This window comes from Stutzerimonas sp. C6.4V, from assembly GCF_058536345.1.
The window spans coordinates 2,591,327-2,617,192 of the sequence record NZ_JBZUBM010000001.1 but is presented as its reverse complement, the minus strand read 5'-3'; the positions used below and the strand labels follow the sequence as shown (position 1 = coordinate 2,617,192).

Sequence of the window (25,866 nt, the reverse complement as noted above, 5' to 3'; positions counted from 1 at the left end):
CTGGACGGTTCCAGGCGTCATGCCCGGCACGAGCGATGCGTGCGAGGTGACTTGGATCGCTCCAGGGCGACGAGGCGCAGCCGCGCCGTGCGTTGCCCTTAGGCTGGCCAAACGGCGCGTCCGCAGGCAAGGTTGTCTGAATCCCCGACTCCCTGGGCGCCGCTTATGTCCGAGCATGTAATCCTGCCTTGTCAAGACGGCTACACCCTCGCGGGACACCTCTGGCTGCCGCCCGGCCAGGAGCTTGGCTCGGTGATCGTCAGCAGCGCCACGGGTGTGCAGGCTCGGTATTACGCGCGATATGCCAGCTTTCTGCGCGAGCAGGGCTATGCGGTGCTGACCTATGACTATCGCGGCATCGGCGGCTCGCGTCCGGCCAGCTTGCGCGGCGCAAAATTCAGCTGGAGGGACTGGGGCGATCTGGATTTCGATGCGGCGGTTCGCTGGATGCGTCAACGTGATCCGACCGGGCTGCTGGTTGCGGTCGGGCACAGCATCGGTGGCTTCCTTCCCGGATTCGCCGCGTCCGCGACCGAAATCGATCGTTTTCTCAGTGTCGGGGCTCAGTTCGCCTATTGGCGTGACTATGCCGCCGAACAGCGCTGGCGGATGTTCGTCAAATGGCATCTTTTCATGCCCGCCGTGACTGCCCTGTGCGGCTACTTTCCGGGCCGCCGGCTGGGGTGGCTGGAGGATCTGCCGGCTGGTGTGGCCTGGGAATGGGCGTTTCGTCGGGCGCGGCTGGAGCACAGCTATCCCAGGCACGAGCGCGACGAAGTGCTCCGTCGCTTCGCTGCCATTCAGGCACCGATCCTGGCCGTAAGCGTCACGGACGACGAATACGGCACCCCGGCAGCCATCGCCCGTGGGTTGTCCTACTACAGCAATGCCGCCATTCAGCAGGTTCGGCTCAGCCCTGCAACGCTGGGCATGGAGGAGGTCGGCCACTTCGACCTGTTCCGCGAACGCCACCGCGATGGCTTCTGGCAGGCGAGCCTGGCGTGGATCGAGAGGGGTCGCAATCCCTGGTCAACCGAGGCGCAGCCGGCCGAGTCTGAAATGGTGTGACCAGGTGATGCAAAAGCTGGAGCGTGCTGCCTAACTGCGACCGACACCTGTTTCGCGCAACGTTTCGTGACTGACCTCGTCCGGTGGATTCAACAGCTCGCGGATGGCTTCGGCATAGGCGCGGCGGCCGACGCGCATGGCGTTGTTGTGGTTGCCGCCTTCGATCAGCAGCAGCTGCTTGGGTTGCTGAGCGGCGGCAAAGAGTTCTTCGCTGAAGCGCGCGGGTACGTATTGATCAGCTGTGCCATGGACAAGCAGCAGCGGCATGCCGACCTGATCGATCTTGTCGATCGAATCGAACTTCTGCGACACCAGCCAGCGAACCGGCCATGAGGTATCGGCCACTTCGGTGGCAATGTCAGCGAGGCTGGTGAAGGTGGATTCGACGATCAGCGCACGCGCCTGCCGTGCCTCGCCCCGGCGCTCGGCTTCCCGGCCCAGTTCGGCAGCCAGGTCCACCGCCACGGCGCCGCCCAGCGAATGGCCGTAGATCAGCCGTTTCCGCACATCAGGCTGAAGGACCTTCAGCCGGTCCCAGGCGATTCGGGCATCTTCGTATACCGTGGCTTCGGACGGCAGTTCGCCGAGACTCTGGCCGAAGCCGCGATAATCGATCGCCAGCACCGAAAAACCCAGCGAACGTACCTGTTCCAGCCGGAACAGGTGGCCGGTCAGGTTCCAGCGCGAGCCGTGGAGGTAAAGGATGGCCGGTGCATTTGGCTCGTCAGCGGGCCACCACCAGGCGTGGATGTTCTGGCTGTCGCCGAACGCCGGCGTGCTCAGCTCCAGTTCTTCCACGCCATCTGGCAAGCCGCGATACCAGCTGGCGGTACCGGGCTCGATGCGAAAGACCAGTTCACGCTCCTTCTGCTCGAGCATCGAACAACCCACCGGCAGAACGGCAAGCAACGCGACGACAAGCAGCGAAGCAAAGGTACGGGCTTTGGTGCGGAAGAAAGGCAGTTTCGGCATGCGGCTCGGGCGTCTCCTCTGAAATCGACATTGAGCGATCAGCTGGCAATGCACGCAAGCAACTAGCGACGGCAAGTCATTACTACAGATTGCAGCGTTGCGTTGTGTCGGCATGTCGTCTCGATGAGCGGGCGTTCAGAATATATTGCAGGGAAACGGAAAGGCGCTGGTCGTCGCGCTGACACTCGACACTGAGAAAAGCGACGAAGTTTATCTCGATCACCCTTGACCCTCACGTTGCGTGAGGCTCGACCATCACTCTCGTAAGGACGGGGAGCGCTTTGCGATGCAGTTAAAAGTAGGTGAATTGGCTCGACGCTGTGGCTTGACCGTCAGGACATTGCATCACTACCACGACATCGGACTGTTGCGACCGTCCGCGCGCTCCGACGCTGGCTATCGGCTGTACAACCGCAACGATGTAGCGCGTTTGCAGCAGATCCAGGCACTGCGAAGCCTGGGCGTTTCGCTGGCGGAAGTCGGGGCGATTCTCGACCGGCAGGGTCGATCGGTTGCCACCGTGATCGAGCAGCAGTTGAGCTTGCTCGACCAGCAGATCGCACGGCAGGTCAGGCTGCGCGAGCGGCTGGCGCAGTTGCATCAGCAATGCGTTGCGGGACAGGAGCCGGCGCTTGCCGACTGGCTGGAAGCACTGGAGTTGATGAGCATGTATGAGAAGTATTTTTCCGAAGATGAATTGCGGCAGTTGCCGTTCTATAACCGCAACGCTGTCAGCGATGCCTGCTGGGCCGGGCTGGCAGAAGAGGCGGCACGGCTGATGCACGAAGATGTGAGCCCACTGGAACCGCAGGCGCGAGACCTGGCGCGGCGCTGGATGTTGCAGCTGGAACGTGACACTGCGGCCGACCCCGCGCTGTTGGCCAAGCTAGACGCCATGCATCTAAGCGAACCGGCCATGCAACAGCAAACCGGAATCAGCCGTGAGGTCAGCGATTACGTGCTGCAGGCATTTGCCGAGAGCAAACTGGCCATCTACCAACGATACCTGGATGCCGACGCATTCGCCTTTATGCGTAAGCATTACCTGACGAGCATGCGTGAGTGGCCCAGGTTGATCGCCCAGTTACGCTGGGCTCAACGGGAGGGCTTGGCACCTGATGACGACACGGTGCGGCAGCTGGCCCGACGTTGGTTGGCGCTGTTTCGCGCCTATGCCGGGGACGATCCGCAGACGCAGCAGCGCATTCGTCAGGCCAACCAGCAGGAGCCCGGCTTGATGGAGGGCACCTGGGTAGACGACAACCTGTTGCGCTATCTCGGCCGGGCTGTCGATGCGCTAACAGGATGACCATTCGTTTCGTGCCTTCCGCTCGGTAAGGCCTTCAACTCAATCGCAGGCGGCGGCAGCGCCTCTGGTGTCTTCGCTGCCACCGCTTGCGGTCCACGCCCACCAGAACACCAGTAGGCCAATGGCGCCGGTAGCGGCTCCGATGTAGCCGGTCGAGGTCCAGCCAAGACCTGCACTGATTGCCAATCCGCCAAGCCATGGACCCAGAGCGTTAGCGACGTTAAAGGCTGAATGGTTGGACGCGGCGCCAAGCGTCTGGGCCTCGCCGGCCACGTCCATCAGGTGGGTCTGCAGGGGCGGGCCGAGCGACACCATAGTGCCTACTGCAAAGGCAGCCGGAAGAATCGTCCACAGCGAGTGTGCTGCGAGCGGGAACATCAGCAGGACCAGGATGCTCCACAGCAACAGCCAGGCGACTGCCTTGAACCCCAGCTTGTCGAACAGCCAGCCGCCAAAGATGTTGCCGACGATGCCACCCAGGCCGAAGGCGGCCAGGCCCACCGGTATCCAGTTCTCACCCACGCCGGTGACCTCCAGCAGGGTCGGTGCCAGGTAGCTGAATACGCAGAACATGCCTGCGAAACCAATGGAGCTGATGGCCAGCGCCAGCCACACCGGCTTGCGGTTGAAGTCGCGCAGCTCGCGCATCGGGTCGTTGCGCGGCTCGCTGCGGTCCAGCGGCAGGAAAATCGCCACCAGCACCACCGTCAGCAGGGCAATCATTCCCACCAGACCGAACGCCCAGCGCCAGCTGAGCCATTGTCCAAGCCAGGTCGCCGTCGGGTTGCCGATCAGCATCGCGATGGTCAGGCCCGCCAATACGCGGCTGACTGCCTTGGCCCGTTGATCCGGGGCCACCATCGAGGCGGCCACCAGCATCGCCACGCCGAAATAGGCACCGTGGGGCAGGCCGGCGATGAAGCGGAACAGCATCAGCGTGTGATAGTCCGGTGCCACGGCGCTGGCGAAATTGCCCAGCGCAAAAAAGGTCATCAGCAGCAATAGCAGGTGCCGGCGGAACATCCGTGAACCAAGAATCGCCAGCAGTGGCGCGCCCACTACCACGCCAAGCGCATAGGTGCTGATCACATGGCCCACCTGCGGTTCGCTGATCCCCAGCCCCTGGGCCACGTTCGGCATCAGCCCCATGATGGCGAACTCGCCCGTACCAATGGCGAACCCGCCCATGGCCAGCGCCAGTTCGATCAGCAATATGGCGCGCGCCGAGAGCATCGGCTTGCCGGTAGCGTTGGTTGGAGTCATCGGTGCCTCAAGAGATGGTTCGAATGCGGACAGGACCACAGGCGTCACGTGCGCTGTGGCTAGCGAATCAGGAGATTGAATAGGCAGCAGCGGGATCTCGAAGTTCGTGCTGCACCGGCCGCGGATGCCGGCCGACAGGCTCAGGACCGAGGTCCGCGGTGAAAGAAGTGCGTTACCTGTAGTTGGCCAGGATGGCGTCGAACTCTCCGGCCTGTTGCATGCGTTGCATGACGTCGAGAATCTCGCGGGCAGGCACATCGGGTTCATCGCGGACCAGGCAGTGGATGGAGAACTCGGACAGCTGGCCGATAGCCTGCAGCTTGCGCTCGGCTGGCTGGTTCCGATTGAACCAGTCCAGCGCCACCTGTGTACTCAGGGCATAGCGATCGCGCCCGGCTGCGACCTTGGCCAGTACCTGGTTCTCGGTGCGGGCGTCATCACGGATCAAGGTGCCGTCTCGAAAGGATGCATCCACGTCGGGGTAGTTGAAGCCGAGCACCGTACCGATCCGCTCGCCCTTGAGACTCGTCAGGGCGGTCGGTGGCGTATCACGCCGAGCCACCAGAAGGCTGCTTTGGGTCATGAACGGAACGCTCCAGCGATAGCTTGCATGATCGACCGCCAGCCAGGCCGGATTCATGTAGCAGCTGACGTCGACGACGCCTTCGGCCAGAAGCGGTTGGATGCGCGTTCTCGACATCACCAGTTGGTCGGCTTCTCGGCCTAGCTTTTCGGCGATGCGCAGGTGTAGGTCGTAGAGAACCCCGCCAGTTGCGCGTCCGTCTTCCTGGCGGACCATGGGCATGGTCGAGCTGTCGCTTATCGAGAATCGCAGCGGGCGATCTGCCGCCGACACGACCGAGCCCAGAAACAGGAGGGATACGGCAAAGGACAATGCATGCACGGCTGGAGCGGATCCTTCGTCGGTGACCAACCCGGAGGGGGGTGATCCATGTTCACGAAGGGGCGGATTATTACGATAACGCTCCGCTTGTGTCCATTCATTGCATGAATAATGCGCGCCAGGTTGCGGCCAGTGCTGGCCTGCAGCGGACCTTCGCTCCAGGCCAGACCGCGCCGTCAGGCTTTGCGGGTGGGCGGCGCCATGAATTCCGGACCCACCGGATCGGTGATGTGCTCGGCGAGGAGTGCATCGATGTCCTTCAGGTCCTCTGGGCTCAGGGACCAGCCGAAGGCGTCCTCGATCCCGTCCAGCTGGTCGGGCCTGCGGGCGCCCCAGAGCGCGATGGTCGGCCCCTGGTCCAGTACCCAGCGGATCGCCAGCGCCAGCACGGATTTGCCATGGCGTTCCTGAGCCAGCGCTTTCAACGCCTCCACCGCAGAGAGGTACTGCTCGAAACGCGGCGCCTGGAACTTGGGGTCGGATTTGCGCAAATCGTCGCCATCGAACGTGGTGGAGCTGTTCATGCGACCGGAAAGGAGGCCCCGGCAGAGCGCACCATAACCTAGGACCACAAGGTCATTTTTGCGGGCATAGGGCAGCACGTCGGCTTCGATGGCCCGTTCGAACAGGTTGTAAGGCGGTTGCACGCTGGCCAGCGGTGCAGCCTTGCGAAACGCATCCATCTGCTCGGTTGAATAGTTGCTGACGCCGATAGCCAGGATCTTGCCCTCCTGGCGCAGTTTTTCCAGCTCGGCGGCGGTCTCTTCGATGGGCACCAGCGGGTCGGGCCAATGGACCTGATACAGGTCGATACGGTCGGTGCGCAGCCGACGCAGCGAGTCTTCGATTTCCTGACGGATACGAGCAGGCGTCGAATTGCGCCGCGGGCCGCCTTCGCTCCAGTCCAGGGCGACCTTGGTGGCGATCACGGCCTGGTCGCGCACGCCTTCAAGGGCCTTGCCGACGACCTCTTCGGAGTGACCGAAACCGTACACCGGCGCGGTGTCTATCAGGTTGATACCGCGCTCCAGGGCACTGCGAATGGTAGTGACGGAGCGGTCGTCATCCGCGCCGCCCCACATCCAGCCGCCGATCGCCCAGGTACCAAGGCCGATGCGCGAGACGGGCGTCGCGATGCCGTCGATCGATAACGTTTCGATGGTCATAGGTGCTCCTTATCTGTCATGTCCGCCAGCCGTCGAGTGGGCTGGGTAGTGATAACAGACCGCACCCGCCGGGAGGTGTGCGGCAACTATCCGCGCTGGAAGCAGTGAGTCGCATCACTAACGGGTTCAGTTACGTGCGGCCAGGGCCTCATCTATGAGCTTCGGTGTGTCTTGTGCGCCCATGGTTCGAGCGGCCGCCAGGGCGGTCACGCCATTGATGTCGGCGCGGCTGGGATCGGCTCCGCGTTCCAGCAGCAGCGCGACAATCTCGCTGCGGTTGAACATCGCGGCCATCATCAGGGCGGTCTTGCCGTCGGGCGAAGCGCTCTCGACGTCAGCACCGTGATCGAGCAGCAGTCGGACCATCTGCAGATTGCCCTTGAAGGCGGCGCCGGCCAGCGGGGTCTGGCCCTTGTCGTTGGGCAACCGTGGGTCGGCGCCGTTCTCTAGCAGCACCCTGGAGGCGTCCAGGTGGCCGTGGTAGCTGGCGAGCATCAGCAGACTGTCGCCATTGTGATTGCGAATGTTGGCCGGAAGACCGCGGCCGAGCAGGTCGGCCAGCCGGGCAGCATCGCCTTTGCGCGTGCTTTCGAACACCTGTTCGGCAAATGCCAATGCGGCGTCGTCCAGTTCGGGCTTGGAGTTAGGTTGATCCATCATCTCTCTGGTCCTCGGTGTCAGGATTGGCGCAGCGGCGCCAAGCGTCCTCATTCTGCCAAAGCGATGCCTTTGCTCCGGCAACTGCGTTTCTATCCGACCGATAGGCCTGACGAATGTGCGATGGCGCCGGTGGGATGGACTGCAACGTCAGGGTGGGCTATGGCAGTATTTGCTGCCCATCCAGCCCTGACGCAGCGCAATGAAACCTGAAGACCTCGAACGCCTGGTGACCCAGACGATGCCCTACGGCAAATACAAGGGCTGGCTGATCGCGGATCTTCCGGGCAACTACCTGAACTGGTTCGCCCGGGTCGGTTTTCCGCCCGGGGATCTCGGGCAGCTGCTGGCGCTCATGCAGGAGATCGACCACAACGGTCTGTCGTCGCTGCTCGAGCCATTGCGCCGCCGCTGATTCACGCCTGGCTTTGGGCCTGTAGCGCCGCTAGCGCGGGCGCGGCGTAGATACCCACTTCTACTGCCAGGGCCATGACCCGCTCGATGTCGCAGGTATAGACGAGTACGGCCTGCAACTCATCGTCCAGTGGCTCGCTGAAGTCCACCAGCACGTAACCGCCTTTTTCCGGGTAAAGGCTGCTGAGCTGGGTCTGGATGCGGTTGAGCGCCTTCAATGGCTCGGTCTTGGCCAATTGTTTGGGCTTGAGGATGAAATTCACGTCCGGGCCGAAGGAACCGACAATCTGCTCGAACAGCGCCTGGTAGTCATCGGCCTGGAACAGCACGGTATCCGGCAGGCTGCCAACGATCATCCATTCGCCCAGTGGGATGGGGAAGTCATCGTCGTAGATGATGTCCGGGTTTGCCTGCAGAAAGGCCTGGGGGGCGGCATAGGCTTGAGCCGCTTCGTCAGCCAGCCGGTTGATCTCGTCGTCGCTCATGCAGCCCGAACTGATCAGGCGGATCAGTTCGGCAAGTGGGTCTTTCATCGGGAAATATTCCTGCGGTGCGGGGAGTGCAAGGATAACCGAAAGCCTTTCCAGGGCCTGCCTGCTGGCTTTGGATGGTCAGCGATGTTCATCGTCGTGCCTCGATAACCTTTGGCTGCTTTTACGCGCTGAGCTGCAGATTCTGTTCAGTTTTCGTGCACAATAGCCGCCATATAAACAGACGCGGCATGAACGATCGCATCGGCGCTGGCCGGCTTCGCTCCTGTTCCGGCGCCCGACTATGATCAGCCAATATTCGAGAGGAACGACTGTGCATAACGTCGTCATCAGCGGTACCGGCCTTCACACCCCTGCCCAGAGCATTTCCAACGACGAGCTGGTTGAGTCTTTCAACACCTACTCGCGCCGTTTCAACGATGAGAACGCCGCGGCAATCGAAGCGGGTGAAGTTCAGCCGATGCCGGAATCCAGCTCCGCGTTCATCGAAAAAGCATCCGGCATCAAGAGCCGCTTCGTTACCGATAAAGCCGGCATCCTCGATCCGGATCGCATGGTCCCGCGCATTCCCGAACGCAGCAATGAGCAGTGGTCGATCCTCTGCGAAATGTCAGTCAAGGCCGCTCAGCAAGCGCTTGAACGCGCCGGCAAAACCGCAGCTGACATCGACGGTGTGATCGTCGCCTGCTCCAATCTGCAACGCGCCTACCCGGCAGTCGCCATCGAAGTGCAAGCGGCGCTGGGGATCAAGGGCTTTGGCTTCGACATGAACGTCGCCTGTTCCTCGGCGACCTTTGGTATCCAGAACGCCGCGAACTCGGTTCAGCTGGGGCAGGCGCGCGCGGTACTGATGGTCAACCCGGAGATCTGCACTGGGCATATGAACTTCCGTGACCGGGACAGCCATTTCATCTTCGGCGACGCCTGCACGGCCGTCATTGTCGAGCGCGCCGATCAGGCCACTTCGCAGTATCAGTGGGACGTGGTCAGCACCAAGCTGGCGACCGAATACTCCAACAACATCCGCAACAACTTCGGCTTCCTCAATCGCACTGCCGAGGAATACATGACCAACCCGGACAAGCTATTCGTTCAGGAAGGTCGCAAGGTATTCAAGGAAGTCTGCCCGATGGTGGCTGAGCTGGTCGGCGAGCACCTGAAGGAAAACGACATTGAGGTCGGCGAGGTCAAGCGCTTCTGGCTGCACCAGGCCAACCTCAACATGAACCACCTGATCGTGCGCAAGCTGCTCGGTCGCGATGCCAGCCCGGAAGAGGCGCCCGTCATTCTCGACACCTATGCCAACACCAGCTCTGCAGGCTCGGTGATTGCCTTCCACAAGCATCAGGATGATCTGCCAGCGGGCAGCCTCGGTGTGCTCAGCTCGTTTGGCGCAGGTTACTCGATTGGCAGCGTGATCCTGCGCAAGCGCTGATCGCAAAGCCAGCCAGCATTCCGGTAGCAGCTTCTTTCGCAACTGTCACCGCAGCGCATCCTCTCGCCGTCAGACGGCTGCTTCGCTAGCAAGCGGGTTCTTGCAAACGGATCGCACGGTTTGTAAGGAGCGAGCCGCTTGCAAACACGTTAAGCACGACTTCGCTTGAAGCCCTTGTCTCCTCCAATAAAAAGCCCCGGCATAGCCGGGGCGAAGGTGGAGCAGAGCGATTGAGGAGCTCGATCAGAAGCTGTAAACCATGCCCAGCGAGAACACGTTGATGTCATCACCAGCCGCAGCAACCTGGTAGACATCCGTGTCGTGGCCGCCCTTGATGCGATAGGCGGCGGTGTTGTCATCGTTCTTCAGCATGTTGTAAACGCCGTAAACAGTCAGTTGCTTGGACAGCTTGTGGTCCAGGCCGAGGCTCACCTGGCTGGCGCCGGTGTCGTCGGTGTCGCTCCAGTCATCAGTAGTCATGTACTGCAGCTTCAAGGTGTTGGCGCCGAACTTGTATGCAGTGTTCAGGCCCCAGGCGTCACGCTCGGCGTCGGCTTCTTCGTAGCGGTCGAACATCGCGCCCACGCTGACAGGTCCGAAGGCGTAGCTGGCAGCAAGGCGGAACGCATCGCTTTCGTACGCAACAACGTCAGCGTCAACAGTGTCTTCATCATCACCGTCGGCCTTCTCGTAACCGGCGCTAAAGGCGAGGTCGCCGATGCTGTAACCCAGCGCGACGCTGGCCAGCGAGTAATCGTTATCTTCGATATCGCCGTCTTCGGTCTCCCAGTCTTCGAAAGACGTGGCGTACATGGCGCTGGCAACCAGACCACCCATGCTCGGGCTGACATACTGGATGCTGTTCTTGGCGCGACGGTTGGCTTCGTCGGCAATGTTACGCGCATCGCCCACGGTGTCGCCGAACAGGTCAAAGGCGTTGCGGACGTTCTTCAGGGGGGTGTCCTGGTTGCCCACCAGCACCTGGCCGAAGTCGCCGGTGAGACCAACGTAAGTGTTGCGTCCAGCGAAGCTGTCTCCGCCTTCGTCAATGATGATCTTCGATTCGATCTGGTAAACAGCGTTCAGATCCGGGTTGATTTCGGTGACACCTTTGAAGCCCAGACGCGAGGAGTTGCTGGCGATGGCCAGTTCGCTGTCGGTATCGTTGTCCACGAAATCCGCCGACACGTGGGCTTTGCCGTAGATCTCCAGCTGCTTGCCGATGATTTCATAGGCGTTGGCGGTGGTCGGCAACGCAACTGCAGCGGCAATGGCGAGGGTCAGGGGGAGAAGCTTGCGTGGCATGATATTTCCTTTCTGTGCGTTCGCGGATTGGTAGCTACGCCGCCTCCGGGTCCTAACCCCCCAAGCGGCTGTCGGCAGAATGAGGGGGTGTGGTTACAGCTTTTTGCTAATTTGACGACGATTTGATGACGGTGAAGGGGTGAGATCTTCTTCTTGCTATAGCTTTGATTGCCGTAAAGAGCCCCGCGGTCGTACCTCGACCAACAACTGCTTCAGTTCCGGTTGCTTAGCCGCCAGACTAGGCATATGCCCATACAGACGCTTTCCCACCTCGCCGACTACGACTCCTCTCGCTGGGACGCGCTGCTCGGCGAACACCCGCAGCCCTTTCTCCGGCACGCCTTTCTGTCTTCGCTGGAAGACAGCGGCAGCGTCGATGCGCGCAGGGGCTGGCGTGCACAGCATCAAGTGCTGAGCGACGACCAGCGGGGAGCGATTGCGGCCTTGCCGCTGTACAGCAAGACCAACTCCAGCGGTGAGTATGTATTCGATTGGGCCTGGGCGGACGCCTGCCACCGTGCAGGTATCGAGTACTACCCCAAACTGCTCTGCGCGGTGCCGTTCTCGCCAGTGACCGGCGCGAGGCTGTTGGGTAACCGCGAGGCGGCGAGCCAATTGCTCGACCAGCTCACCGCCGGCTTGGCCGAGGAAGCCTATTCGAGCCTGCACGTGAACTTCACCGAGCCGGACGCCGATGCGGTTTTCCAGAACCGTGATGGCTGGCTTGAGCGCATCGGTTGCCAGTTTCACTGGCACAACCGCGGCTACCGCGACTTTCAGGATTTCCTGGACGGCCTCACTTCGCGCAAGCGCAAGCAGCTGCGCAAGGAGCGCGAGCAGGTGGCGGGGCAGGGGATCGAGTTCGAGTGGCGCGAAGGTCACCAGGTCAGCGAACAGGAGTGGGATTTCGTCTATGCCTGTTACGCCAATACCTATCATGTGCGCGGCCAGGCACCGTATCTGACGCGCAGCTTCTTCAGCCTGCTGGCAGAGCGGATGCCCGAGGCGATCCGGGTGGTGCTTGCCTGCCAGAGCGGCCGGCCGGTGGCCATGGCGTTTAGCCTGATCAGCGCTGGCGAGCTGTATGGTCGCTATTGGGGCAGCCTTGCGGACTTCGACCGCCTGCATTTCGAAACCTGTTTTTACCAGGGGATCGATCAGGCGATTGCCGCCGGTCTGTCACGCTTCGATGCCGGAGCACAGGGCGAGCACAAGCTGATACGCGGCTTCGAGCCGGTGATCACGCGTTCCTGGCACTACCTGGAGCATCCGGGGCTGCGTGCTGCGGTCAGCGAGTTCCTTCAGCAGGAGCGGCTGGGCGTGATGCGCTATGCCGAGACAGCGCGCGATGCGCTGCCGTATCGGCAGGAATAATCTATCTGGTCTTCGACGCGGCGCTGACCCCTTCCAGGGTCGAGAAGGATGTGTCCTTGGCGGTCAAAAGGAAATCGCGCATGAACGGCGAGTCCAGCATGTCTGCGCGGATGCCCGCATAAAGGGTGGCAAATAAGCCTTTTTCACCCAGGCGTTTGGCCGTGACATAGCCGCGCGCGGTGTATTCATGCAATGCCCAGTTCGGCACGCAGCATACGCCGCGACCGGAGGCCACCAGCTGCATCATCATGACCGTGAGTTCGGAGGTGCGGACCTGTGCCGGCTCGATGTCGGCGGGCTCGAGGAAGCGGGTAAAGATGTCCAGTCGATCGCGGTCAACCGGGTAGGTGATCAGGGTTTCGCTGGCCAGGTCTTCAGGGCGAACACTGGACCGCGTCGCCAACGGATGCTGGTTGGCGACTGCCAGAAGGGCTTCATAGGTGAACAGCGGGACATAGGTAATGCCTGGCAGGTCGATCGGGTCGGACGTCACCACCAGATCCAGATCGCCGCGCGCCAGCGCTGGCAGCGGAGCAAAGGAAAAACCCGAGGCCAGGTCCAGCTCGACTTCTGGCCAGGCGTCGCGAAACTGGTCAATGGTTGGCATCAGCCACTGGAAGCAACTGTGGCATTCGATCGCCATGTGCAGACGTCCGGCTGTGCCGCCGGCCAGGCGAGCAAGGTCTCGCTCGGCTCCGCGCAGCTGTGGCAGGAGACTGTCGGCCAGCTGCAGCAGACGCAGACCGGCGCTGGTGAAGCGCACTGGCCGTGTCTTGCGCACGAACAGCTGCAGGCCCAGACGTTCTTCCAATTCCTTGAATTGATGCGACAGCGCGGACTGGGTCAGATGGAGGCGTTCGGCGGCCACGACCAGGCTGTCGGTCTCCCGCAGTGCATGAAGAGTTTTCAGGTGACGAATTTCCAGCATGCCTAGTTCCTACGGTTCAAGCGTGATCGTGGCCGGGACGGCCTGTGGTAATCAGATAGGCGAATAGCGACCCAAGGTGAGCACGGCTCATCACCGCGGAGTTTGTCCTAGCGTGCAGGGACTGTCGAGCGAGCCGGGTGGGCGGCACAGATTTCTTTTCGAAGCGAGATGAAGCTAGCTGGCGGGTTGCGGAGGGTTTTCGATCCCCGTCGCGCGTGCGGCATTGTTTTGAAGACCAAAGCTACATGAGTAAATTTATCCTTCAAAAGAAATAAGATGAGTTTGTCTCATTCTATATCGACATTCACAATTCGCTCATCAAAGACGAACGAAATTGGAGATTGTCATGGCTGTCGCTCATTCCCTGGGCTTTCCACGTATCGGAGCTGATAGAGAGCTGAAGAAGGCTCTCGAGGCCTACTGGAGGGGCGATTTGAGCGAGACGGACCTGCGCCGGGTCGGTAGCGCGTTGCGAGCCGCCCATTGGCAACTACAGGCAGACGCCGGTATTGAGCTGCTGCCGGTAGGCGATTTCGCCTGGTACGACCAGGTGCTGACGCATTCATTGATGTTTGGCGTCGTGCCTGAACGCTTTCGTCGCGCCGGTGACCAGCCCACTCTCGACACCCTGTTTGCCATGGCTCGCGGCGTCACCCACACCTGCTGCGGCGGCGGGCAGGCGCTGGAGATGACGAAGTGGTTCGATACCAACTATCACTATCTGGCCCCCGAATTCAGCGTTGACCAGTCCTTTCAGCTGTGCTGGACGCAGCTGTTCGAGGAAGTGGAGGAGGCCAGATCCCTGGGACACGCAGTCAAGCCGGTGCTGATCGGGCCGCTGACCTATCTCTGGCTGGGCAAGACCAAGGGCGAGGATTTCGACAGGCTGGATCTGCTCGAGCGGCTGCTGCCCGTTTACGGCGAGGTGCTCGAGCGGCTTGCTGTCCAGGGCGTTGGATGGGTGCAGATCGATGAGCCGATACTGGTGATGGATCTGCCCCAGGAGTGGAAAAACGCCTTTGAACGAGCCTACAACCTGCTGCAGCGGGCACCCTTGAAGAAGCTGATCGCCACTTACTTTGGCGGACTGGAGGACAACCTCGGGTTGGCCGCCGGGTTGCCGGTCGATGGTCTGCATATCGATCTGGTACGCGCCCCGGACCAGTACCCTGTGATCCTCGACCGACTGCCGGCCTACAAGATCCTCTCGCTCGGCCTGGTCAATGGTCGCAACGTCTGGCGCTGCGATCTGGACAAGGCGCTGAATGTGTTGCGCCATGCGGCTGAGCGCCTTGGGGAGCGGCTCTGGGTTGCGCCGTCCTGTTCGCTTCTGCATGCACCGGTGGACCTGAGCCGTGAAGACCAGCTGGACGCTGAGCTGCGGGGCTGGCTGGCCTTCGCTGTACAGAAATGCGCCGAAGTGGCGATTCTGGCCCGCGCGATCGAACAGCCTGATGATGCCCGGGTGCAGGCTGCGCTGAAGCAGAGCCGTGACGTCCAGGCCAGCCGGGCGCGATCTCGGCGCATTCACAAGCCCGACGTTCGGGAGCGCGTCGCAGCGATCAAGCCAAGGCACAGCCAGCGGCAGTCCGGTTTCGATAGCCGCATCGAGAAGCAGCGGGCCCGGCTGGCTCTTCCGGCGTTCCCGACCACCACCATCGGTTCGTTTCCGCAGACGCCGGCGATCCGTCAGGCACGGCAGGCGTTCAGGCAGGGCAACCTCACATCGGTCGACTACACCAGGGCGATGCAAGCAGAGATACGCCACGCGATCGCCGTTCAGGAAAAGCTGGGCCTGGACGTGCTGGTGCACGGCGAAGCTGAACGCAATGACATGGTCGAATACTTCGCCGAACAGCTCGACGGGTACGCCTTCACCCGCTTTGGCTGGGTACAGAGCTACGGATCGCGTTGCGTGAAACCGGCGGTTATCTACGGCGATCTGAGCCGTCCCGCGCCGATGACAGTAGAGTGGATTCGCTACGCTCAGCAGCAGACCAGCAAGGTCGTGAAAGGCATGCTGACCGGCCCGGTGACCATGCTGCTGTGGTCGTTCACCCGGGACGATATCAGTCTTGAAGCGCAGGCCCGGCAGTTGGCATTGGCGATCCGCGACGAGGTCTGCGATCTGGAAGCGGCAGGTATCGGGATCGTCCAGATCGATGAGGCGGCATTTCGAGAAGGTCTACCGCTGCGCCGTGCTGAGTGGGATGGCTACCTGAAGTGGGCGGTTGATGCGTTCCGCCTGTGCGCCGGCGGTGTTGGCGATGAAACCCAGATCCACACCCACATGTGCTACAGCGAGTTCAACGAGGTAATCGAGGCGATCGCTGCCATGGATGCGGACGTCATCACCATCGAGACCTCACGTTCGCAAATGGAGCTATTGGATGCATTCCGCGCCTTCGATTATCCCAACGACATAGGCCCCGGCGTCTATGACATCCACTCCCCGCGAGTGCCGGACATGGCGCAGATGGTCGAGTTGCTGGTAAAGGCCAGCGAGCGCATCCCCGCCGAGCGACTCTGGGTCAATCCGGACTGTGGCCTGAAAACCCGGGGCTGGCCGGAAACCGAGGCGGCACTGGCAAACATGATCGCTGCGGCCAGGCAGTTGAGTGCGATGCATCGGGCGCAGGTGGCCTGATCGACTGGTCGCTTCTAGGTCCGCGCCGGTTTGACGGTGCGGGCTTGGCGCGTCATGCCCGGCCGGTACACTGTGCGGGCCGTTATGTTTTGGCTAATGTAGCGGCTTCGAAAAACAACGGCGCCTTGCCCATGACACCCGCTATCGATCTGTTGAAAAAAGCCAAGGCCGAGCATCACATCCACAGCTACGAGCACGACCCTGGCTCGGTTTCCTACGGACTCGAGGCTGCCGAAAAACTCGGTCTCGAGCCGGCACGGGTATTCAAGACCCTGCTTGCCTGCAGTGAAAAGAACGAGCTGCTGGTTGCAGTGGTGCCGGTTGCCGGTACGCTCGATCTGAAGGCGCTGGCCCAGGCAGCAAAGGTCAAGAAGGTCGAGATGGCCGACCCCATTGCGGCGCAGCGCGCTACCGGCTATCTGGTCGGTGGCATCAGCCCGCTGGGGCAGAAGAAGCGGCTGCGTACCTTTATAGACAGTTCCGCGCAGGCGCAGCCGAGCATCTTTGTCAGTGCCGGGCGGCGAGGGCTGGAAGTCGAGCTGACAGCCAAGGTGCTGGCCGAGCATACTGCGGGCAGTTTTGCGTCGATCGGGCGGTCCGGAAAGGAAGTCTGAGCAAGGGCGTATCAGAGCGGCGGCAGGATCTCACCCAAGTCGGTGGAGTTGATCCCCGGGATATGAACCTCGCTGCGAACCAGTTGCTGACCTTCCATCTGCGGCTGGGTCACCCAGGTCAGGATGTCGTAATAGCGCCGGATGTTGGCAACAAAATGTACCGGCTCGCCGCCCCGTGCGTAGCCGTAGCGTGTCTTGGTGTACCACTGTTTCTGCGCCAGTCTTGGCAGCATCTGCTTTACATCCAGCCACTTGTTGGGGTCCAGCCCTTCGCTTTCGGCCAGTTTGCGGGCGTCTTCCAGATGACCGCCTCCGACGTTGTAGGCCGCCAGGGCAAACCAGGTACGGTCGGGCTCCTGGATGCTGTCCGGCAGGTTGGCATGAACCTGAGCGATGTACTTGCCGCCACCCTGGATACTCTGGACCGGGTCGACCCGGTTGGTCACGCCCATGGCCTTGGCGGTATTGAGGGTCAGCATCATCAACCCGCGGACCCCGGTTTTGGAGGTGGCTTCAGGCTGCCATAGGGATTCCTGATAGCCGATTGCCGCCAGCAGACGCCAGTCCAGCCCATGTTCCTTGGCGGTCTCGCGAAAGATCTTTTCGTAGCGCGGCAGGCGCTGCTGCAGGTGCTTGGCGAAGGCATAGGCGCCAACATAGCCAAGCACATCGACATGCCCGTAGTAGCGCTCGCGCAAGCGTTGAAGGGTGCCGTTGGCCTGGGCCTCGTCGAGAAACCGGTTGGCGGCTTCGAGCATGCTGTCGTCTTCGCCTTTTCCGACAATCCACGCCAGGCTGTTCTGCTCGCCCAGGTCGAACGCAGCGCGCGCGTTGGTGAAATAGACCTGATTAAGTGCAAGCTCGTTGGATTCGACCAGGGTCAGGTCGACCTGGCCTTCGTCTACCATGCGCAGCAGGTCGACGACCTCCACGGCATCCGATTCCTCATATCTCAAGTCCGGCAGCTTTGCCTGTAACTCCTTGAGTTTTTCCGCCTGGCTACTGCCCTTGAGGACCAGGATGCGTTTGCCGACCAGGTCTTCGGGTTGGGTCGGTCGGCGCTGTCCCCGCCTGTAGACCACCTGCGTGGTCACATCCAGGTAGGGTTTGGTGAAGCGCACCAGGTCCTTGCGTCCTTCGCTCGCAACCAGGCCTGCCGCGGCCAGAGCGGGGCCGCCTGGGCGGTTCAGGCGGGTATATATCTCGTCGATGCTGTCGGCGGTTTCGATCTGCAGCTTGACGCCGAGGTGGCTGGCAAAACGCTTGACCAGCTCGTATTCGAAGCCGGCTTCCCCGTTGCGGTCTTGGAAATAGGTGGACGGGCTGTTGCGGGTGATCACGCGCAGTACGCCGTCCTCCTTTACACGCTCAAGTGCGCTGGGCGGTTCAGCGCAGCTACTGAGCATCAGGAGGAGTCCGGTCGCCAGCAACCAGGTGGTGCAGCGCTTGCGGAACGCGGTTTGGGCAAACATCGGCGCAGTATACGCAAAGGCGAACCGCCACCATATCTCGACAGGATCGACGGACTTTGCTAGGCGAAACAGCGCCGGAAGGCAGACCCGCTCTCGCTCGGCTTGAGCAGGCGCCGAGAGAGCTGTCTTGAGCACTGACGCAGAGCTGCACTTCATTGGTCTAGCCCCGACCGTTCCGTCCTAAGCCAGCGCCGCCTTGCTCTTGCTGGCCTGCATGAGGAGAATCTAGCGCCTCGCTGCCGGCTGTCCGGTTTCAGCGCCTTGCCCGAGACGCCCGCCCAATGACCGTCCCTGCTGATAAACCCTGGTTCGTCTATCTGGTACGGGCTGCCAACGGCTCGTTGTACTGCGGGATCAGCGATGACGCCGTGCGCCGTTTTGCCACGCACCAGAGTGGGCGAGGGGCTCGGTTTTTTCATTCGAGCCCGGCGGTGGCGCTGGTCTATGTCGAGGCCTGCCAGAGCAAGGGAGACGCGCTGCGCCGCGAGCGCGCAATCAAGCGGTTGAAGAAGCCCGCCAAGGAAGCGCTGGTGGAGGCGCAACACGGCTGCAGCGATTCGGTGAATGCCCGGGCAATCAGCTGAACGGGTAGGCTGCTCGCCCAGGCGCGAGTAAGCTGCCCGTCTACCCAAGACTGGCGGAGCCTGCAATGCACGAGATCATCCTGCACCACTATCCCACCTCGCCTTTTGCCGAAAAGGCGCGGTTGATGCTGGGTTTCAAGCAACTTTCCTGGCGTTCGGTACAGATACCACCGGTGATGCCCAAGCCGGATCTGACCGCGCTGACCGGCGGCTATCGGCGTACACCGGTACTGCAGATTGGCGCCGACGTCTACTGCGATACCGCGCTGATGGCGCGTCGCCTCGAGGCAGAGAAGACTACGCCCGCGCTGTTTCCGGAAGGGCAAGAGTTCGTTGCAGCGACCCTTGCGCAGTGGGCCGACTCGGTGCTTTTCCTGCACGCCGTAAGCCTGGTGTTCCAACCCGAATCCATGGCCATGCGTTTTGCCAAGGTGCCCAAGGAGTTCGTGCAGGCGTTCAGCAATGACCGCGCTGCATTGTTCAGCAGTGGCACCGTGTCGCGCATTCCCCTGGAGCAGGCCAAGAGCCACTGGCCGGTCCTAATGGCGCGTCTGCAACAGCAATTGATGCGAGGAGAGGGTGAGTTTCTGCTAGGAAGCGCGCCCTGCATTGCAGATTTTTCCGTCGCCCACTGCCTGTGGTTCCTCAAGGGCACCCCGGTTACGGCACCTCTGGTCGATGACTATCCGGACGTCGCCGCCTGGTTGGGCAAGGTTCTCGCGGTCGGGCACGGGTCCATGTCCGAGCTGGCTGCCGATGACGCCGTTTCGATTGCCAGGGAAGCCTCTCCGGCCGAGCTGCCGGACGAGCCGTTCTTCGAACCCAACGGGTTTGAAGCTGGCCAGTCGGTGACCATTGCCGCCGCGGATTACGGCACCGAGCCGGTCGCGGGCGAGCTCGTGTTTGCCGGTGTCGAGGAGCTGATCCTGCGCCGCGAGGATGATCGCGCTGGCGTGGTTCATGTGCATTTCCCACGCATCGGCTACCGCATCGACCCACGCTGATGCAGCACCCGCTGGCCCAACCGGGTCAGCGGGTCGACCGTTATAGAGCGATGAAAAGCAGGGTAACGCCGAGCAACAGGCGATAAACCACGAACGGCAACATGCCCAATGCATCGAGCGCCTTGAGGAACAGCTTGATGCAGAGAAAGGCGGCCACAAAGGACAGTGCCGTGCCGATGAAGATGTCATTCCACGGGGCGGCCTCGCCTGATCTCGCAAGTTCGACGGCTTTCAGCCCGCCCGCGGCAAGAATCAGCGGGATCGACAGCAGGAACGAAAAGCGAGCGGCCGCTTGCCGGGTGAAGCCGAGCAGCAGCGCGGCCGTCATGGTGATGCCCGAGCGGGAGGTACCAGGGATCAGCGCCAGTGCCTGGGCAAAGCCGATGATCAGCGCGCTTTTCCAGGTCAGTTGTTCCATGTCCGCCACTCGTCTGCCTTTGGCGTCGGCGTACCACAGCACCAGGCCGAAAATGATGGTGGTGGCGGCGATGACCAGCATGGAGCGGGTGTACTGCTCGATGTAGTCCTCCAGCAGCAGGCCAGCGATCGCCGCCGGCAAGGTGCCTATGATGATCGCCCAGCCCAGACGGCTTTCGGCGCTGGCCTGCTGGCGGAACACATGAGCCAGCCAGCCGCGGCTGGTGGCGATGACTTCGTGACGAAAGCAGATCAGCACGGCGAGCAGAGTGCCGACATGTACTGCAACGTCGAATGCCTGGCCTTGGTCCGGCCAGCCGAACACCTGGGAAGGGAGGATCAGGTGAGCGGAGGAAGATATCGGAAGAAATTCGGTGATTCCCTGCACCAGGGACAGAACAATCAGATGAAGCCAATCCATTGTGATTCCTTAACAGAACGGGTCGTGCGCGGTTGCAGCTCCAGACGAGCTGCCATGTGACTGACAAAGCGGCGTTTCATTCCCAACCAACGAGCCAAATGCGATCGGATGCCTGGCTTCGCCGGAGGACAGGCGGGCTCGGCACTGGCGCCGCCTGGCTTGCACCGGTCTGTGCGTCGGCCCGGCATGCCGGGCAAAGGAAAAAACCTTGATGAGGTTAGTCCCCGTGCCATGCGGACATCGAGACAGGTCAGCCTTTGCGGCGCTTGAGCTGGTCGGTCAATTGCGTCGGTAGCTGGCGAATGATCAGCATGTCTCGGGCTTCGTCATATTCCACCTTCGAGCCGAGCAGGTGAGACTCGAAGCTGATCGACAGGCCTTCTGCCCGCCCGGTGAATCGCTGGAATTGATTGAGGGTGCGCTTGTCTGCCGGTATTTCCGGCGAAAGGCCATAATCCTTGTTGCGAATGTGGTCGTAAAAAGCGCGCGGACGCTCTTCGTCGATCACTCCGGACAGCTCCTCCAGCGACATGGGCTCGCCAATCTTCGACTGGCTGCTGGCGTAACTCACCAATGCACTGGTTTTCTCGCGGGCCTTTTCATCCGGCAGGTCTTCGCTCTCGACAAAATCGCTGAAAGCCTTGAGCAGTGTTCGGGTCTCACCGGGCCCGTCGACCCCTTCCTGGCAGCCGATGAAGTCGCGGAAGTACTCGGAGACCTTCTTGCCGTTCTTGCCCTTGATAAAAGAGATGTACTGGCGCGATTGCCCGTTGTTTTTCCATTCCGAGAGGTTGATCCGGGTCGCGAGGTGGAGCTGTCCAAGGTCCAGGTGCCGGGCTTCGGCAACATCCAGCGAGTCGGTGACCGTCACGCCATTGCTGTGATGCAGCAGCGCAATGGCCAGGTAGTCGGTCATGCCTTGCTGATAGTGAGCGAACAGCACATGCCCCCCGGTGGAGAGGTTCGATTCCTCCATCAGCTTTTGCAGGTGCTCCACCGCCTGTCGACTGAAGGCGGTGAAGTCCTGGTTGCCATCCAGGTACTGCGTCAGCCAGCCGCTGAAGGGATAGGCACCGGATTCTTCATGAAAGAAGCCCCAGGCCTTGCCCTGCTTGGCGTTGTAGCTTTCATTGAGATCCGCGAGCAAGTTCTCGATGGCCTGGGAGTCGCCCAGCTCCGAATCGCGGGCGTGTAGCACGGCGGGTGTTCCGTCCGGCTTTTTCTCGATCAGGTGAACTATGCAATGGCGAATCGGCATCTGGTACTCGCGTCGGGTGAGGCAAAACAGTGCGCAGTTTAACCGAGCAGCCATAGCCGTCGCAGGCAAAAAGGTGATGCAGTTGGGCAGGGGGATGCGAGTAAGATGGCTTTCCCTCGTTTTGCTAAGTGTGTCTGCGATGAATGCGATATGGCGCAACAGTGCCTGGATTCTCCTTGGCGGCTCTCTGATCCTGGCGGTTTCCCTCGGCACCCGGCACGGGTTTGGTTTGTTCCTGCCACCGATGAGCGCAGAGTTCGGCTGGGGGCGCGAGGTTTTTGCCTTCGCCATTGCGCTGCAGAATCTCATCTGGGGGCTGGCACAGCCGGTCACCGGCGCACTGGCGGATCGCTTCGGGGTGGCTCGAGCGGTGTTGCTCGGCGGTGTGCTCTACGCGGTTGGATTGCTGTTGATGGCGGGCGCGGATTCCCCGCTCTCGCTGTCCCTGAGCGCTGGGCTGCTGATTGGCCTCGGGCTGTCGGGCACCTCATTCTCGGTGATTCTGGGAGCGGTCGGCCGGGCGGTTCCGGCGGAAAAACGCAGCATGGCCATGGGTATCGCCAGTGCGGCCGGCTCGTTCGGCCAGTTTGCCATGCTGCCGGGCACGCTCGGTCTGATCGGCTGGCTCGGGTGGTCCTCGGCGTTGCTGGCGCTGGGACTCTTGGTTGCGTTGATCATGCCGCTGGCGCTGATGTTGCGCAGCGGCCCGCCGGCACCTGTTACCGGGCCGCAGCAGACGCTGGTGGAGGCATTGCGCGAGGCCGTCAGCCATTCGGGATTTCGACTGCTGGCGCTGGGCTTCTTCGTTTGCGGTTTTCAGGTCGTGTTCATCGGCATTCACCTGCCAGCCTATCTGGTGGACAAGCAGCTGCCGGCGATGGCCGGCACAACGGTGCTGGCGCTGGTCGGCCTGTTCAATATTGTCGGCACCTATACGGCGGGCTGGCTCGGTGGCTGTTACTCCAAGCCCAAGCTGCTGACGGCGCTTTACCTGCTGCGTGCGGTGGTGATCAGTGCGTTCTTCTTCGCACCGCTGACGCTCTGGACGGCCTACGCCTTCGGCATCGCGATGGGGCTGCTGTGGCTTTCCACCGTGCCCTTGACCAACGGCACGGTCGCCACGCTGTTTGGCGTACGTAATCTGTCGATGCTGGGTGGCATCGTGTTTCTCTTCCATCAGATCGGCTCGTTCTTCGGCGGTTGGCTGGGCGGCTGGGTCTATGACACTACCGGCAGCTACGATCTGGTCTGGCAGATTTCCATCGCCCTGAGCCTGATGGCTGCGGCGCTCAACTGGCCGATCCGCGAACAGCCGGTCGAGCGTGTGCGTCTGGCAGCGGGTACGGCCTGATGGCTACGGTCTGGAAAGTAGGCGTGGTGTTGCTGCTTGCGCTGCTGGCAGCAGCCTGGTGGGGCTGGCAGCAGGGCGGCTTGGCCCTGATGCAGCTGGGCGTCGGGGTCTGCTGACCAGCTGTTCGGGTGGTTTTGTCGCACTCATGGAATCAATTGGTCACTGGCGGCTCCAACAGGCGAGACAGATGTCGCAGAACCGTCATCTAAGCCCTGTAAAAAGCTGCGGCATGCAGTTATCTGGAGTCAGCCAACATGTCCACCCTTACCGAACTCGCCCAACAGATCGCCCAGCTGTACCCCTTGCAGGACAAGCGCGTCGGCAAGCGCTACCGCGTCGTAGGCGAACTGGCCGGTATGACCGAACTGGAAGAAATCAATGGCGAACCGCGGTACATCCAGACGCTCGCGTTGAAAGACCGCCAGCGCTGGGATGTTGCAGTCTGACAGAGCCGGACTGGCCTGCCCTCGTCTCAGCGCAGGTTAGCCGGACGCTGCCAGCGTGCCGCTCGCCATTGCGCCCGCTGTTCGTCGTCCAAAAAGGTCCAGGCCACGAAGCGACTGCGCTTCTGCCCCTGCGACATATCCGATGTCAGCACCAGATGAGCGCCACGCTTTCGCAGCCGCGCCTGCAAAGGCTGAACGTTGCCGGCCTTGGAGACCAGCGTGGTGAACCAGCAGATCTGCTGCCGCACCTCATGGCTTTCGTCTGCGATCCGAGCAATGAATGCCGCTTCACCCCCTTCACACCAGAGTTCGGCTGCCTGCCCACCAAAGTTCAGCGCTGGTAGTTTGCGCTTCGGATCGAGCTTGCCGAGGTTGCGCCATTTGCGCTGGCTACCGCTGCTGGCTTCCGCCTGGGATGCATGAAAAGGCGGGTTGCACAGGGTGACGTCGAAGCGGTCGTCGGGCTGCACCAGGCCAAGGAAGACGTGCCCCGGATCGGTCTGCTGGCGCAGCGTCACGCTTTTCCCTAGTCCGTTGGCCGTAACGATGGTGCGTGCCGATGCCAAGGCGGTGGCGTCGATATCCGAGCCGGTAAACCGCCAGCCATACTCTCGCTGGCCTATCAGCGGGTAGATGCAGTTGGCCCCTGTGCCGATATCCAGCGCCTGGACGGATGTGCCGCGTGGAATTTCGCCATCGTTGTCCTTTGCCAGCAGATCGGCCAACCCGTGCAGGTAATCGGCTCGGCCCGGGATCGGCGGGCACAGGTAGCCTGGCGGGATATCCCAGTGAGCGATCCCGTAGTACTGCTTGAGCAGTGCACGGTTGAACACCCGTACGGCTTCAGGATTGGCGAAATCGATAGTCTGCTTGCCGTAGGGATTGAGGATGACGAACGCGGCCAAGGCCGGGCTGCCGGCAATCAGCGCGGGAAAATCGTAGCGTCCGGTGTGGCGGTTGCGCGGGTGCAGACTGGGCTTGTCAGCGCCCGGTTTGGCTGCGCGGGAGGACGGATTCATGGGTTTCGGAGCGGGCATGTCTGGCTGCTGGCATCAGTGAAGGTTGGCATTGTCCCACAGCTTTCAGCGACGGCGTGGAACCAGCATCGTCCATGCAAGGCCCCAGAGCAGCGCACCAGCACCCAGCCAGAAAGCGCTGTGCAAGGTGCCGCCCATGCTCAGCCAGACGCCCGTCAGCCATGGCCCTGCCAGTTGAGTCAGGCTGTAGAGCGCGATCAGGGCAGCCGACAGGCGCGGCCCCTGGTGCGGGTGCAGTGCCCGGGCGAGTCGCTGCGTCAGCAGGACGGTGCCAAGAAAGGTGCCACCGATCAACACCGCGCAGAGCAGAATGCCGGGCGCGCCCGGCAGCAACAACGCAGCCAGCACGCCTGCAAGTTGGGTGACATAGCTGAACCGCAGCGCGAGGGTGTCGCCGAGGAGGGCGCCCAGCCTGTTCCAGAACCAGGGAGAGGGCAGGGTGGCTATCGCTACCACCAGCCAGCTGCTCCCGATCAGCGTGCTGCCGGGCTCGACCTGCAGGCGAGCGACCATTGGCAGGAAGGTCATAGGCAGGATGTAGCCCATCCCGGCTCCGGCGTAGGAAAGAAAAAGCGGCGTACTGGCGCGGTCCAGCAGCCGTCCGCCGGCGACGAGCGCCTTGTCGGTTCCGGGCCCATCCTCGGGCATGTCAAGCCGAGCCAGTTGCCTCCATCCCCATAGGGCCAGCGGTACAGATAGCAGGGCCGCCGGCCACCAGCGTTGCGCTCCGTCCAGCAGGCCGTTGCTGAGGTTGACCAGCAGACTGGACAGGATCAGCCCAACGCCGACACCGAGATAGACGAGCCCACTGGACGACGCACGTTTATGCCGCGCCAGCCACTCGAGGACCAGAGAAGGCGCTTGCACGAACACCAGCCCGTTGCTGATGCCATTGAGCAGGCGCAAGGCAGAGAGTGCTTCCGAAGACTCCGCCTGGGTCTGGCCCAGGGTGCTCAGCACATGCAGTACCAAAGCCCAGGGCAGGCTGCGCCGGATTTGCGCGACCTGATGCCAGCGCAAGGCGAGCAGGGCTCCGATGAGATAACCCAGGTAGTTCCAGGTGGCCGTGCTCGCACCTTGCTGCACGGTGAGTACTCCGTCCTCCACCAGCCACGGCAGGAGCGGTGTATAGAAGAAGCGGCCAAGGCCGTGGACGACCAGCAGCAGCGTGGCGCCAGCCAGCAAGACCGGAAACAGGGCGGGGCGTTGGGGCATTGAGCAAAAACCATGAAGCGAAAAGACCGCCAGCTTAGCGTCAGGTGCGGCAAACAACCACGCTACTGATGGCTACGGATGCTCTCTTTTGCCGTTTGATACCCCCAGCGGGCA

The 25,866-nt window shown here is 61.9% G+C and carries 24 protein-coding genes; 11 read left to right on the top strand and 13 right to left on the bottom strand.

Going from position 1 to position 25,866, the window contains the following annotated elements; genetic code table 11:
• Positions 1 to 165: 165 nt before the first annotated feature.
• Complete coding sequence (locus AC4LFW_RS12250; RefSeq protein WP_491819315.1) at positions 166 to 1,068, top strand: alpha/beta hydrolase family protein; 903 nt, start codon at positions 166 to 168, stop codon at positions 1,066 to 1,068.
• A 30-nt stretch (positions 1,069 to 1,098) separates the two neighbouring features.
• Here AC4LFW_RS12250 and AC4LFW_RS12245 read toward each other — a convergent pair whose 3' ends face one another.
• Positions 1,099 to 2,040 carry an alpha/beta hydrolase gene (locus AC4LFW_RS12245; protein WP_491819313.1) on the bottom strand — a complete coding sequence of 314 codons (942 nt, stop codon included), beginning with the start codon at positions 2,038 to 2,040 and terminating at the stop codon, positions 1,099 to 1,101.
• A 286-nt stretch (positions 2,041 to 2,326) separates the two neighbouring features.
• Between AC4LFW_RS12245 and AC4LFW_RS12240 the strand changes: the two genes are divergently transcribed.
• Positions 2,327 to 3,349, top strand: a complete 1,023-nt coding sequence (locus AC4LFW_RS12240; protein WP_491819312.1) for a MerR family transcriptional regulator — start codon at positions 2,327 to 2,329, stop codon at positions 3,347 to 3,349.
• A gap of 39 nt (positions 3,350 to 3,388) precedes the next feature.
• On the opposite strand, the gene AC4LFW_RS12235 is transcribed toward AC4LFW_RS12240, so the two are convergent.
• The 4 genes from AC4LFW_RS12235 to AC4LFW_RS12220 all read right to left on the bottom strand — a co-directional run bounded on the left by AC4LFW_RS12235 (position 3,389) and on the right by AC4LFW_RS12220 (position 7,342).
• The gene (locus tag AC4LFW_RS12235; protein ID WP_491819310.1) at positions 3,389 to 4,612 is read right to left on the bottom strand and encodes an MFS transporter; all 1,224 of its coding nucleotides are present in this window, start codon (positions 4,610 to 4,612) and stop codon (positions 3,389 to 3,391) included.
• A gap of 172 nt (positions 4,613 to 4,784) precedes the next feature.
• Entirely contained in the window at positions 4,785 to 5,516 is a 732-nt protein-coding gene (locus AC4LFW_RS12230; RefSeq protein ID WP_491819308.1) for a substrate-binding periplasmic protein, read from the bottom strand.
• Positions 5,517 to 5,692: 176 nt separating this feature from the next.
• Positions 5,693 to 6,682 carry an aldo/keto reductase gene (locus AC4LFW_RS12225; RefSeq protein WP_491819306.1) on the bottom strand — a complete coding sequence of 330 codons (990 nt, stop codon included), beginning with the start codon at positions 6,680 to 6,682 and terminating at the stop codon, positions 5,693 to 5,695.
• Positions 6,683 to 6,808: 126 nt separating this feature from the next.
• Positions 6,809 to 7,342, bottom strand: a complete 534-nt coding sequence (locus AC4LFW_RS12220) for an ankyrin repeat domain-containing protein (protein ID WP_491819304.1) — start codon at positions 7,340 to 7,342, stop codon at positions 6,809 to 6,811.
• Between the two features lie 199 nt (positions 7,343 to 7,541).
• Here AC4LFW_RS12220 and AC4LFW_RS12215 point away from each other — a divergent pair, with 199 nt between their 5' ends.
• A complete protein-coding gene (locus AC4LFW_RS12215) occupies positions 7,542 to 7,754 on the top strand; it encodes a DUF3820 family protein (RefSeq protein ID WP_491819302.1) in 213 nt (70 codons plus the stop codon).
• 1 nt (position 7,755) lies between these two features.
• Here AC4LFW_RS12215 and AC4LFW_RS12210 read toward each other — a convergent pair whose 3' ends face one another.
• Positions 7,756 to 8,286: a hypothetical protein gene (locus AC4LFW_RS12210; RefSeq protein ID WP_491819300.1), complete on the bottom strand. Its 531-nt coding sequence runs from the start codon at positions 8,284 to 8,286 to the stop codon at positions 7,756 to 7,758.
• Between the two features lie 271 nt (positions 8,287 to 8,557).
• On the opposite strand from AC4LFW_RS12210, the gene AC4LFW_RS12205 reads away from it, so the two are divergent.
• Positions 8,558 to 9,679, top strand: a complete 1,122-nt coding sequence (locus tag AC4LFW_RS12205; RefSeq protein ID WP_491819299.1) for a beta-ketoacyl-ACP synthase III — start codon at positions 8,558 to 8,560, stop codon at positions 9,677 to 9,679.
• Positions 9,680 to 9,922: 243 nt separating this feature from the next.
• On the opposite strand, the gene AC4LFW_RS12200 is transcribed toward AC4LFW_RS12205, so the two are convergent.
• A complete protein-coding gene (locus tag AC4LFW_RS12200) occupies positions 9,923 to 10,984 on the bottom strand; it encodes a porin (RefSeq protein WP_491819297.1) in 1,062 nt (353 codons plus the stop codon).
• Between the two features lie 246 nt (positions 10,985 to 11,230).
• On the opposite strand from AC4LFW_RS12200, the gene AC4LFW_RS12195 reads away from it, so the two are divergent.
• Positions 11,231 to 12,358, top strand: a complete 1,128-nt coding sequence (locus AC4LFW_RS12195) for a GNAT family N-acetyltransferase (protein ID WP_491819295.1) — start codon at positions 11,231 to 11,233, stop codon at positions 12,356 to 12,358.
• A gap of 1 nt (position 12,359) precedes the next feature.
• Here the strand turns inward: AC4LFW_RS12195 and metR are convergent, their stop codons facing one another.
• Complete coding sequence (metR, locus tag AC4LFW_RS12190) at positions 12,360 to 13,286, bottom strand: transcriptional regulator MetR (RefSeq protein ID WP_491819293.1); 927 nt, start codon at positions 13,284 to 13,286, stop codon at positions 12,360 to 12,362.
• 346 nt (positions 13,287 to 13,632) lie between these two features.
• Here metR and metE point away from each other — a divergent pair, with 346 nt between their 5' ends.
• Positions 13,633 to 15,933, top strand: coding sequence for a 5-methyltetrahydropteroyltriglutamate--homocysteine S-methyltransferase (gene metE, locus AC4LFW_RS12185; RefSeq protein ID WP_491819292.1), 2,301 nt, complete (start codon positions 13,633 to 13,635; stop codon positions 15,931 to 15,933).
• 131 nt (positions 15,934 to 16,064) lie between these two features.
• Positions 16,065 to 16,547, top strand: a complete 483-nt coding sequence (gene ybaK, locus AC4LFW_RS12180) for a Cys-tRNA(Pro) deacylase (protein ID WP_491819291.1) — start codon at positions 16,065 to 16,067, stop codon at positions 16,545 to 16,547.
• An 11-nt stretch (positions 16,548 to 16,558) separates the two neighbouring features.
• Here the strand turns inward: ybaK and mltF are convergent, their stop codons facing one another.
• Positions 16,559 to 18,019: a membrane-bound lytic murein transglycosylase MltF gene (mltF, locus tag AC4LFW_RS12175; protein ID WP_491819290.1), complete on the bottom strand. Its 1,461-nt coding sequence runs from the start codon at positions 18,017 to 18,019 to the stop codon at positions 16,559 to 16,561.
• A 281-nt stretch (positions 18,020 to 18,300) separates the two neighbouring features.
• Between mltF and AC4LFW_RS12170 the strand changes: the two genes are divergently transcribed.
• A complete protein-coding gene (locus tag AC4LFW_RS12170; RefSeq protein WP_491819289.1) occupies positions 18,301 to 18,603 on the top strand; it encodes a GIY-YIG nuclease family protein in 303 nt (100 codons plus the stop codon).
• 65 nt (positions 18,604 to 18,668) lie between these two features.
• Positions 18,669 to 19,607 carry a glutathione S-transferase family protein gene (locus AC4LFW_RS12165; protein ID WP_491819288.1) on the top strand — a complete coding sequence of 313 codons (939 nt, stop codon included), beginning with the start codon at positions 18,669 to 18,671 and terminating at the stop codon, positions 19,605 to 19,607.
• Positions 19,608 to 19,647: 40 nt separating this feature from the next.
• Here AC4LFW_RS12165 and AC4LFW_RS12160 read toward each other — a convergent pair whose 3' ends face one another.
• Positions 19,648 to 20,445, bottom strand: coding sequence for an undecaprenyl-diphosphate phosphatase (locus tag AC4LFW_RS12160; protein WP_491819287.1), 798 nt, complete (start codon positions 20,443 to 20,445; stop codon positions 19,648 to 19,650).
• Positions 20,446 to 20,695: 250 nt separating this feature from the next.
• On the bottom strand, positions 20,696 to 21,703 hold the full coding sequence (gene yejK, locus AC4LFW_RS12155; RefSeq protein WP_491819286.1) for a nucleoid-associated protein YejK: 1,008 nt from the start codon (positions 21,701 to 21,703) through the stop codon (positions 20,696 to 20,698).
• Positions 21,704 to 21,842: 139 nt separating this feature from the next.
• On the opposite strand from yejK, the gene AC4LFW_RS12150 reads away from it, so the two are divergent.
• Both AC4LFW_RS12150 and AC4LFW_RS12145 read left to right on the top strand, forming a co-directional pair.
• Entirely contained in the window at positions 21,843 to 23,054 is a 1,212-nt protein-coding gene (locus AC4LFW_RS12150) for an MFS transporter (protein WP_491819285.1), read from the top strand.
• A gap of 254 nt (positions 23,055 to 23,308) precedes the next feature.
• Positions 23,309 to 23,500: a hypothetical protein gene (locus tag AC4LFW_RS12145; protein ID WP_491819283.1), complete on the top strand. Its 192-nt coding sequence runs from the start codon at positions 23,309 to 23,311 to the stop codon at positions 23,498 to 23,500.
• A 26-nt stretch (positions 23,501 to 23,526) separates the two neighbouring features.
• Here the strand turns inward: AC4LFW_RS12145 and rlmF are convergent, their stop codons facing one another.
• Positions 23,527 to 24,537: a 23S rRNA (adenine(1618)-N(6))-methyltransferase RlmF gene (gene rlmF / locus AC4LFW_RS12140; RefSeq protein ID WP_491819282.1), complete on the bottom strand. Its 1,011-nt coding sequence runs from the start codon at positions 24,535 to 24,537 to the stop codon at positions 23,527 to 23,529.
• A gap of 45 nt (positions 24,538 to 24,582) precedes the next feature.
• Positions 24,583 to 25,752 (bottom strand): YbfB/YjiJ family MFS transporter, encoded by a 1,170-nt coding sequence (locus tag AC4LFW_RS12135; RefSeq protein ID WP_491819281.1) that lies wholly within the window; start codon positions 25,750 to 25,752, stop codon positions 24,583 to 24,585.
• Positions 25,753 to 25,866: the final 114 nt, after the last annotated feature.

Bases quoted from the DNA above. Each gene is read 5' to 3' on its own strand.
- AC4LFW_RS12235 (WP_491819310.1), bottom strand. From the start codon at position 4,612: ATGACTCCAACCAACGCTACCGGCAAGCCGATGCTCTCGGCGCGCGCC.
- AC4LFW_RS12220 (WP_491819304.1), bottom strand. From the start codon at position 7,342: ATGATGGATCAACCTAACTCCAAGCCCGAACTGGACGACGCCGCATTG.
- AC4LFW_RS12200 (WP_491819297.1), bottom strand. From the start codon at position 10,984: ATGCCACGCAAGCTTCTCCCCCTGACCCTCGCCATTGCCGCTGCAGTT.
- AC4LFW_RS12165 (WP_491819288.1), top strand. From the start codon at position 18,669: ATGCACGAGATCATCCTGCACCACTATCCCACCTCGCCTTTTGCCGAA.
- AC4LFW_RS12195 (WP_491819295.1), top strand. From the start codon at position 11,231: ATGCCCATACAGACGCTTTCCCACCTCGCCGACTACGACTCCTCTCGC.
- AC4LFW_RS12160 (WP_491819287.1), bottom strand. From the start codon at position 20,445: ATGGATTGGCTTCATCTGATTGTTCTGTCCCTGGTGCAGGGAATCACC.
- AC4LFW_RS12145 (WP_491819283.1), top strand. From the start codon at position 23,309: ATGTCCACCCTTACCGAACTCGCCCAACAGATCGCCCAGCTGTACCCC.
- AC4LFW_RS12225 (WP_491819306.1), bottom strand. From the start codon at position 6,682: ATGACCATCGAAACGTTATCGATCGACGGCATCGCGACGCCCGTCTCG.
- AC4LFW_RS12215 (WP_491819302.1), top strand. From the start codon at position 7,542: ATGAAACCTGAAGACCTCGAACGCCTGGTGACCCAGACGATGCCCTAC.
- rlmF (WP_491819282.1), bottom strand. From the start codon at position 24,537: ATGCCCGCTCCGAAACCCATGAATCCGTCCTCCCGCGCAGCCAAACCG.
- AC4LFW_RS12170 (WP_491819289.1), top strand. From the start codon at position 18,301: ATGACCGTCCCTGCTGATAAACCCTGGTTCGTCTATCTGGTACGGGCT.
- AC4LFW_RS12245 (WP_491819313.1), bottom strand. From the start codon at position 2,040: ATGCCGAAACTGCCTTTCTTCCGCACCAAAGCCCGTACCTTTGCTTCG.
- AC4LFW_RS12250 (WP_491819315.1), top strand. From the start codon at position 166: ATGTCCGAGCATGTAATCCTGCCTTGTCAAGACGGCTACACCCTCGCG.
- metE (WP_491819292.1), top strand. From the start codon at position 13,633: ATGGCTGTCGCTCATTCCCTGGGCTTTCCACGTATCGGAGCTGATAGA.
- yejK (WP_491819286.1), bottom strand. From the start codon at position 21,703: ATGCCGATTCGCCATTGCATAGTTCACCTGATCGAGAAAAAGCCGGAC.
- ybaK (WP_491819291.1), top strand. From the start codon at position 16,065: ATGACACCCGCTATCGATCTGTTGAAAAAAGCCAAGGCCGAGCATCAC.
- mltF (WP_491819290.1), bottom strand. From the start codon at position 18,019: ATGTTTGCCCAAACCGCGTTCCGCAAGCGCTGCACCACCTGGTTGCTG.
- metR (WP_491819293.1), bottom strand. From the start codon at position 13,286: ATGCTGGAAATTCGTCACCTGAAAACTCTTCATGCACTGCGGGAGACC.
- AC4LFW_RS12240 (WP_491819312.1), top strand. From the start codon at position 2,327: ATGCAGTTAAAAGTAGGTGAATTGGCTCGACGCTGTGGCTTGACCGTC.
- AC4LFW_RS12150 (WP_491819285.1), top strand. From the start codon at position 21,843: ATGAATGCGATATGGCGCAACAGTGCCTGGATTCTCCTTGGCGGCTCT.
- AC4LFW_RS12135 (WP_491819281.1), bottom strand. From the start codon at position 25,752: ATGCCCCAACGCCCCGCCCTGTTTCCGGTCTTGCTGGCTGGCGCCACG.
- AC4LFW_RS12210 (WP_491819300.1), bottom strand. From the start codon at position 8,286: ATGAAAGACCCACTTGCCGAACTGATCCGCCTGATCAGTTCGGGCTGC.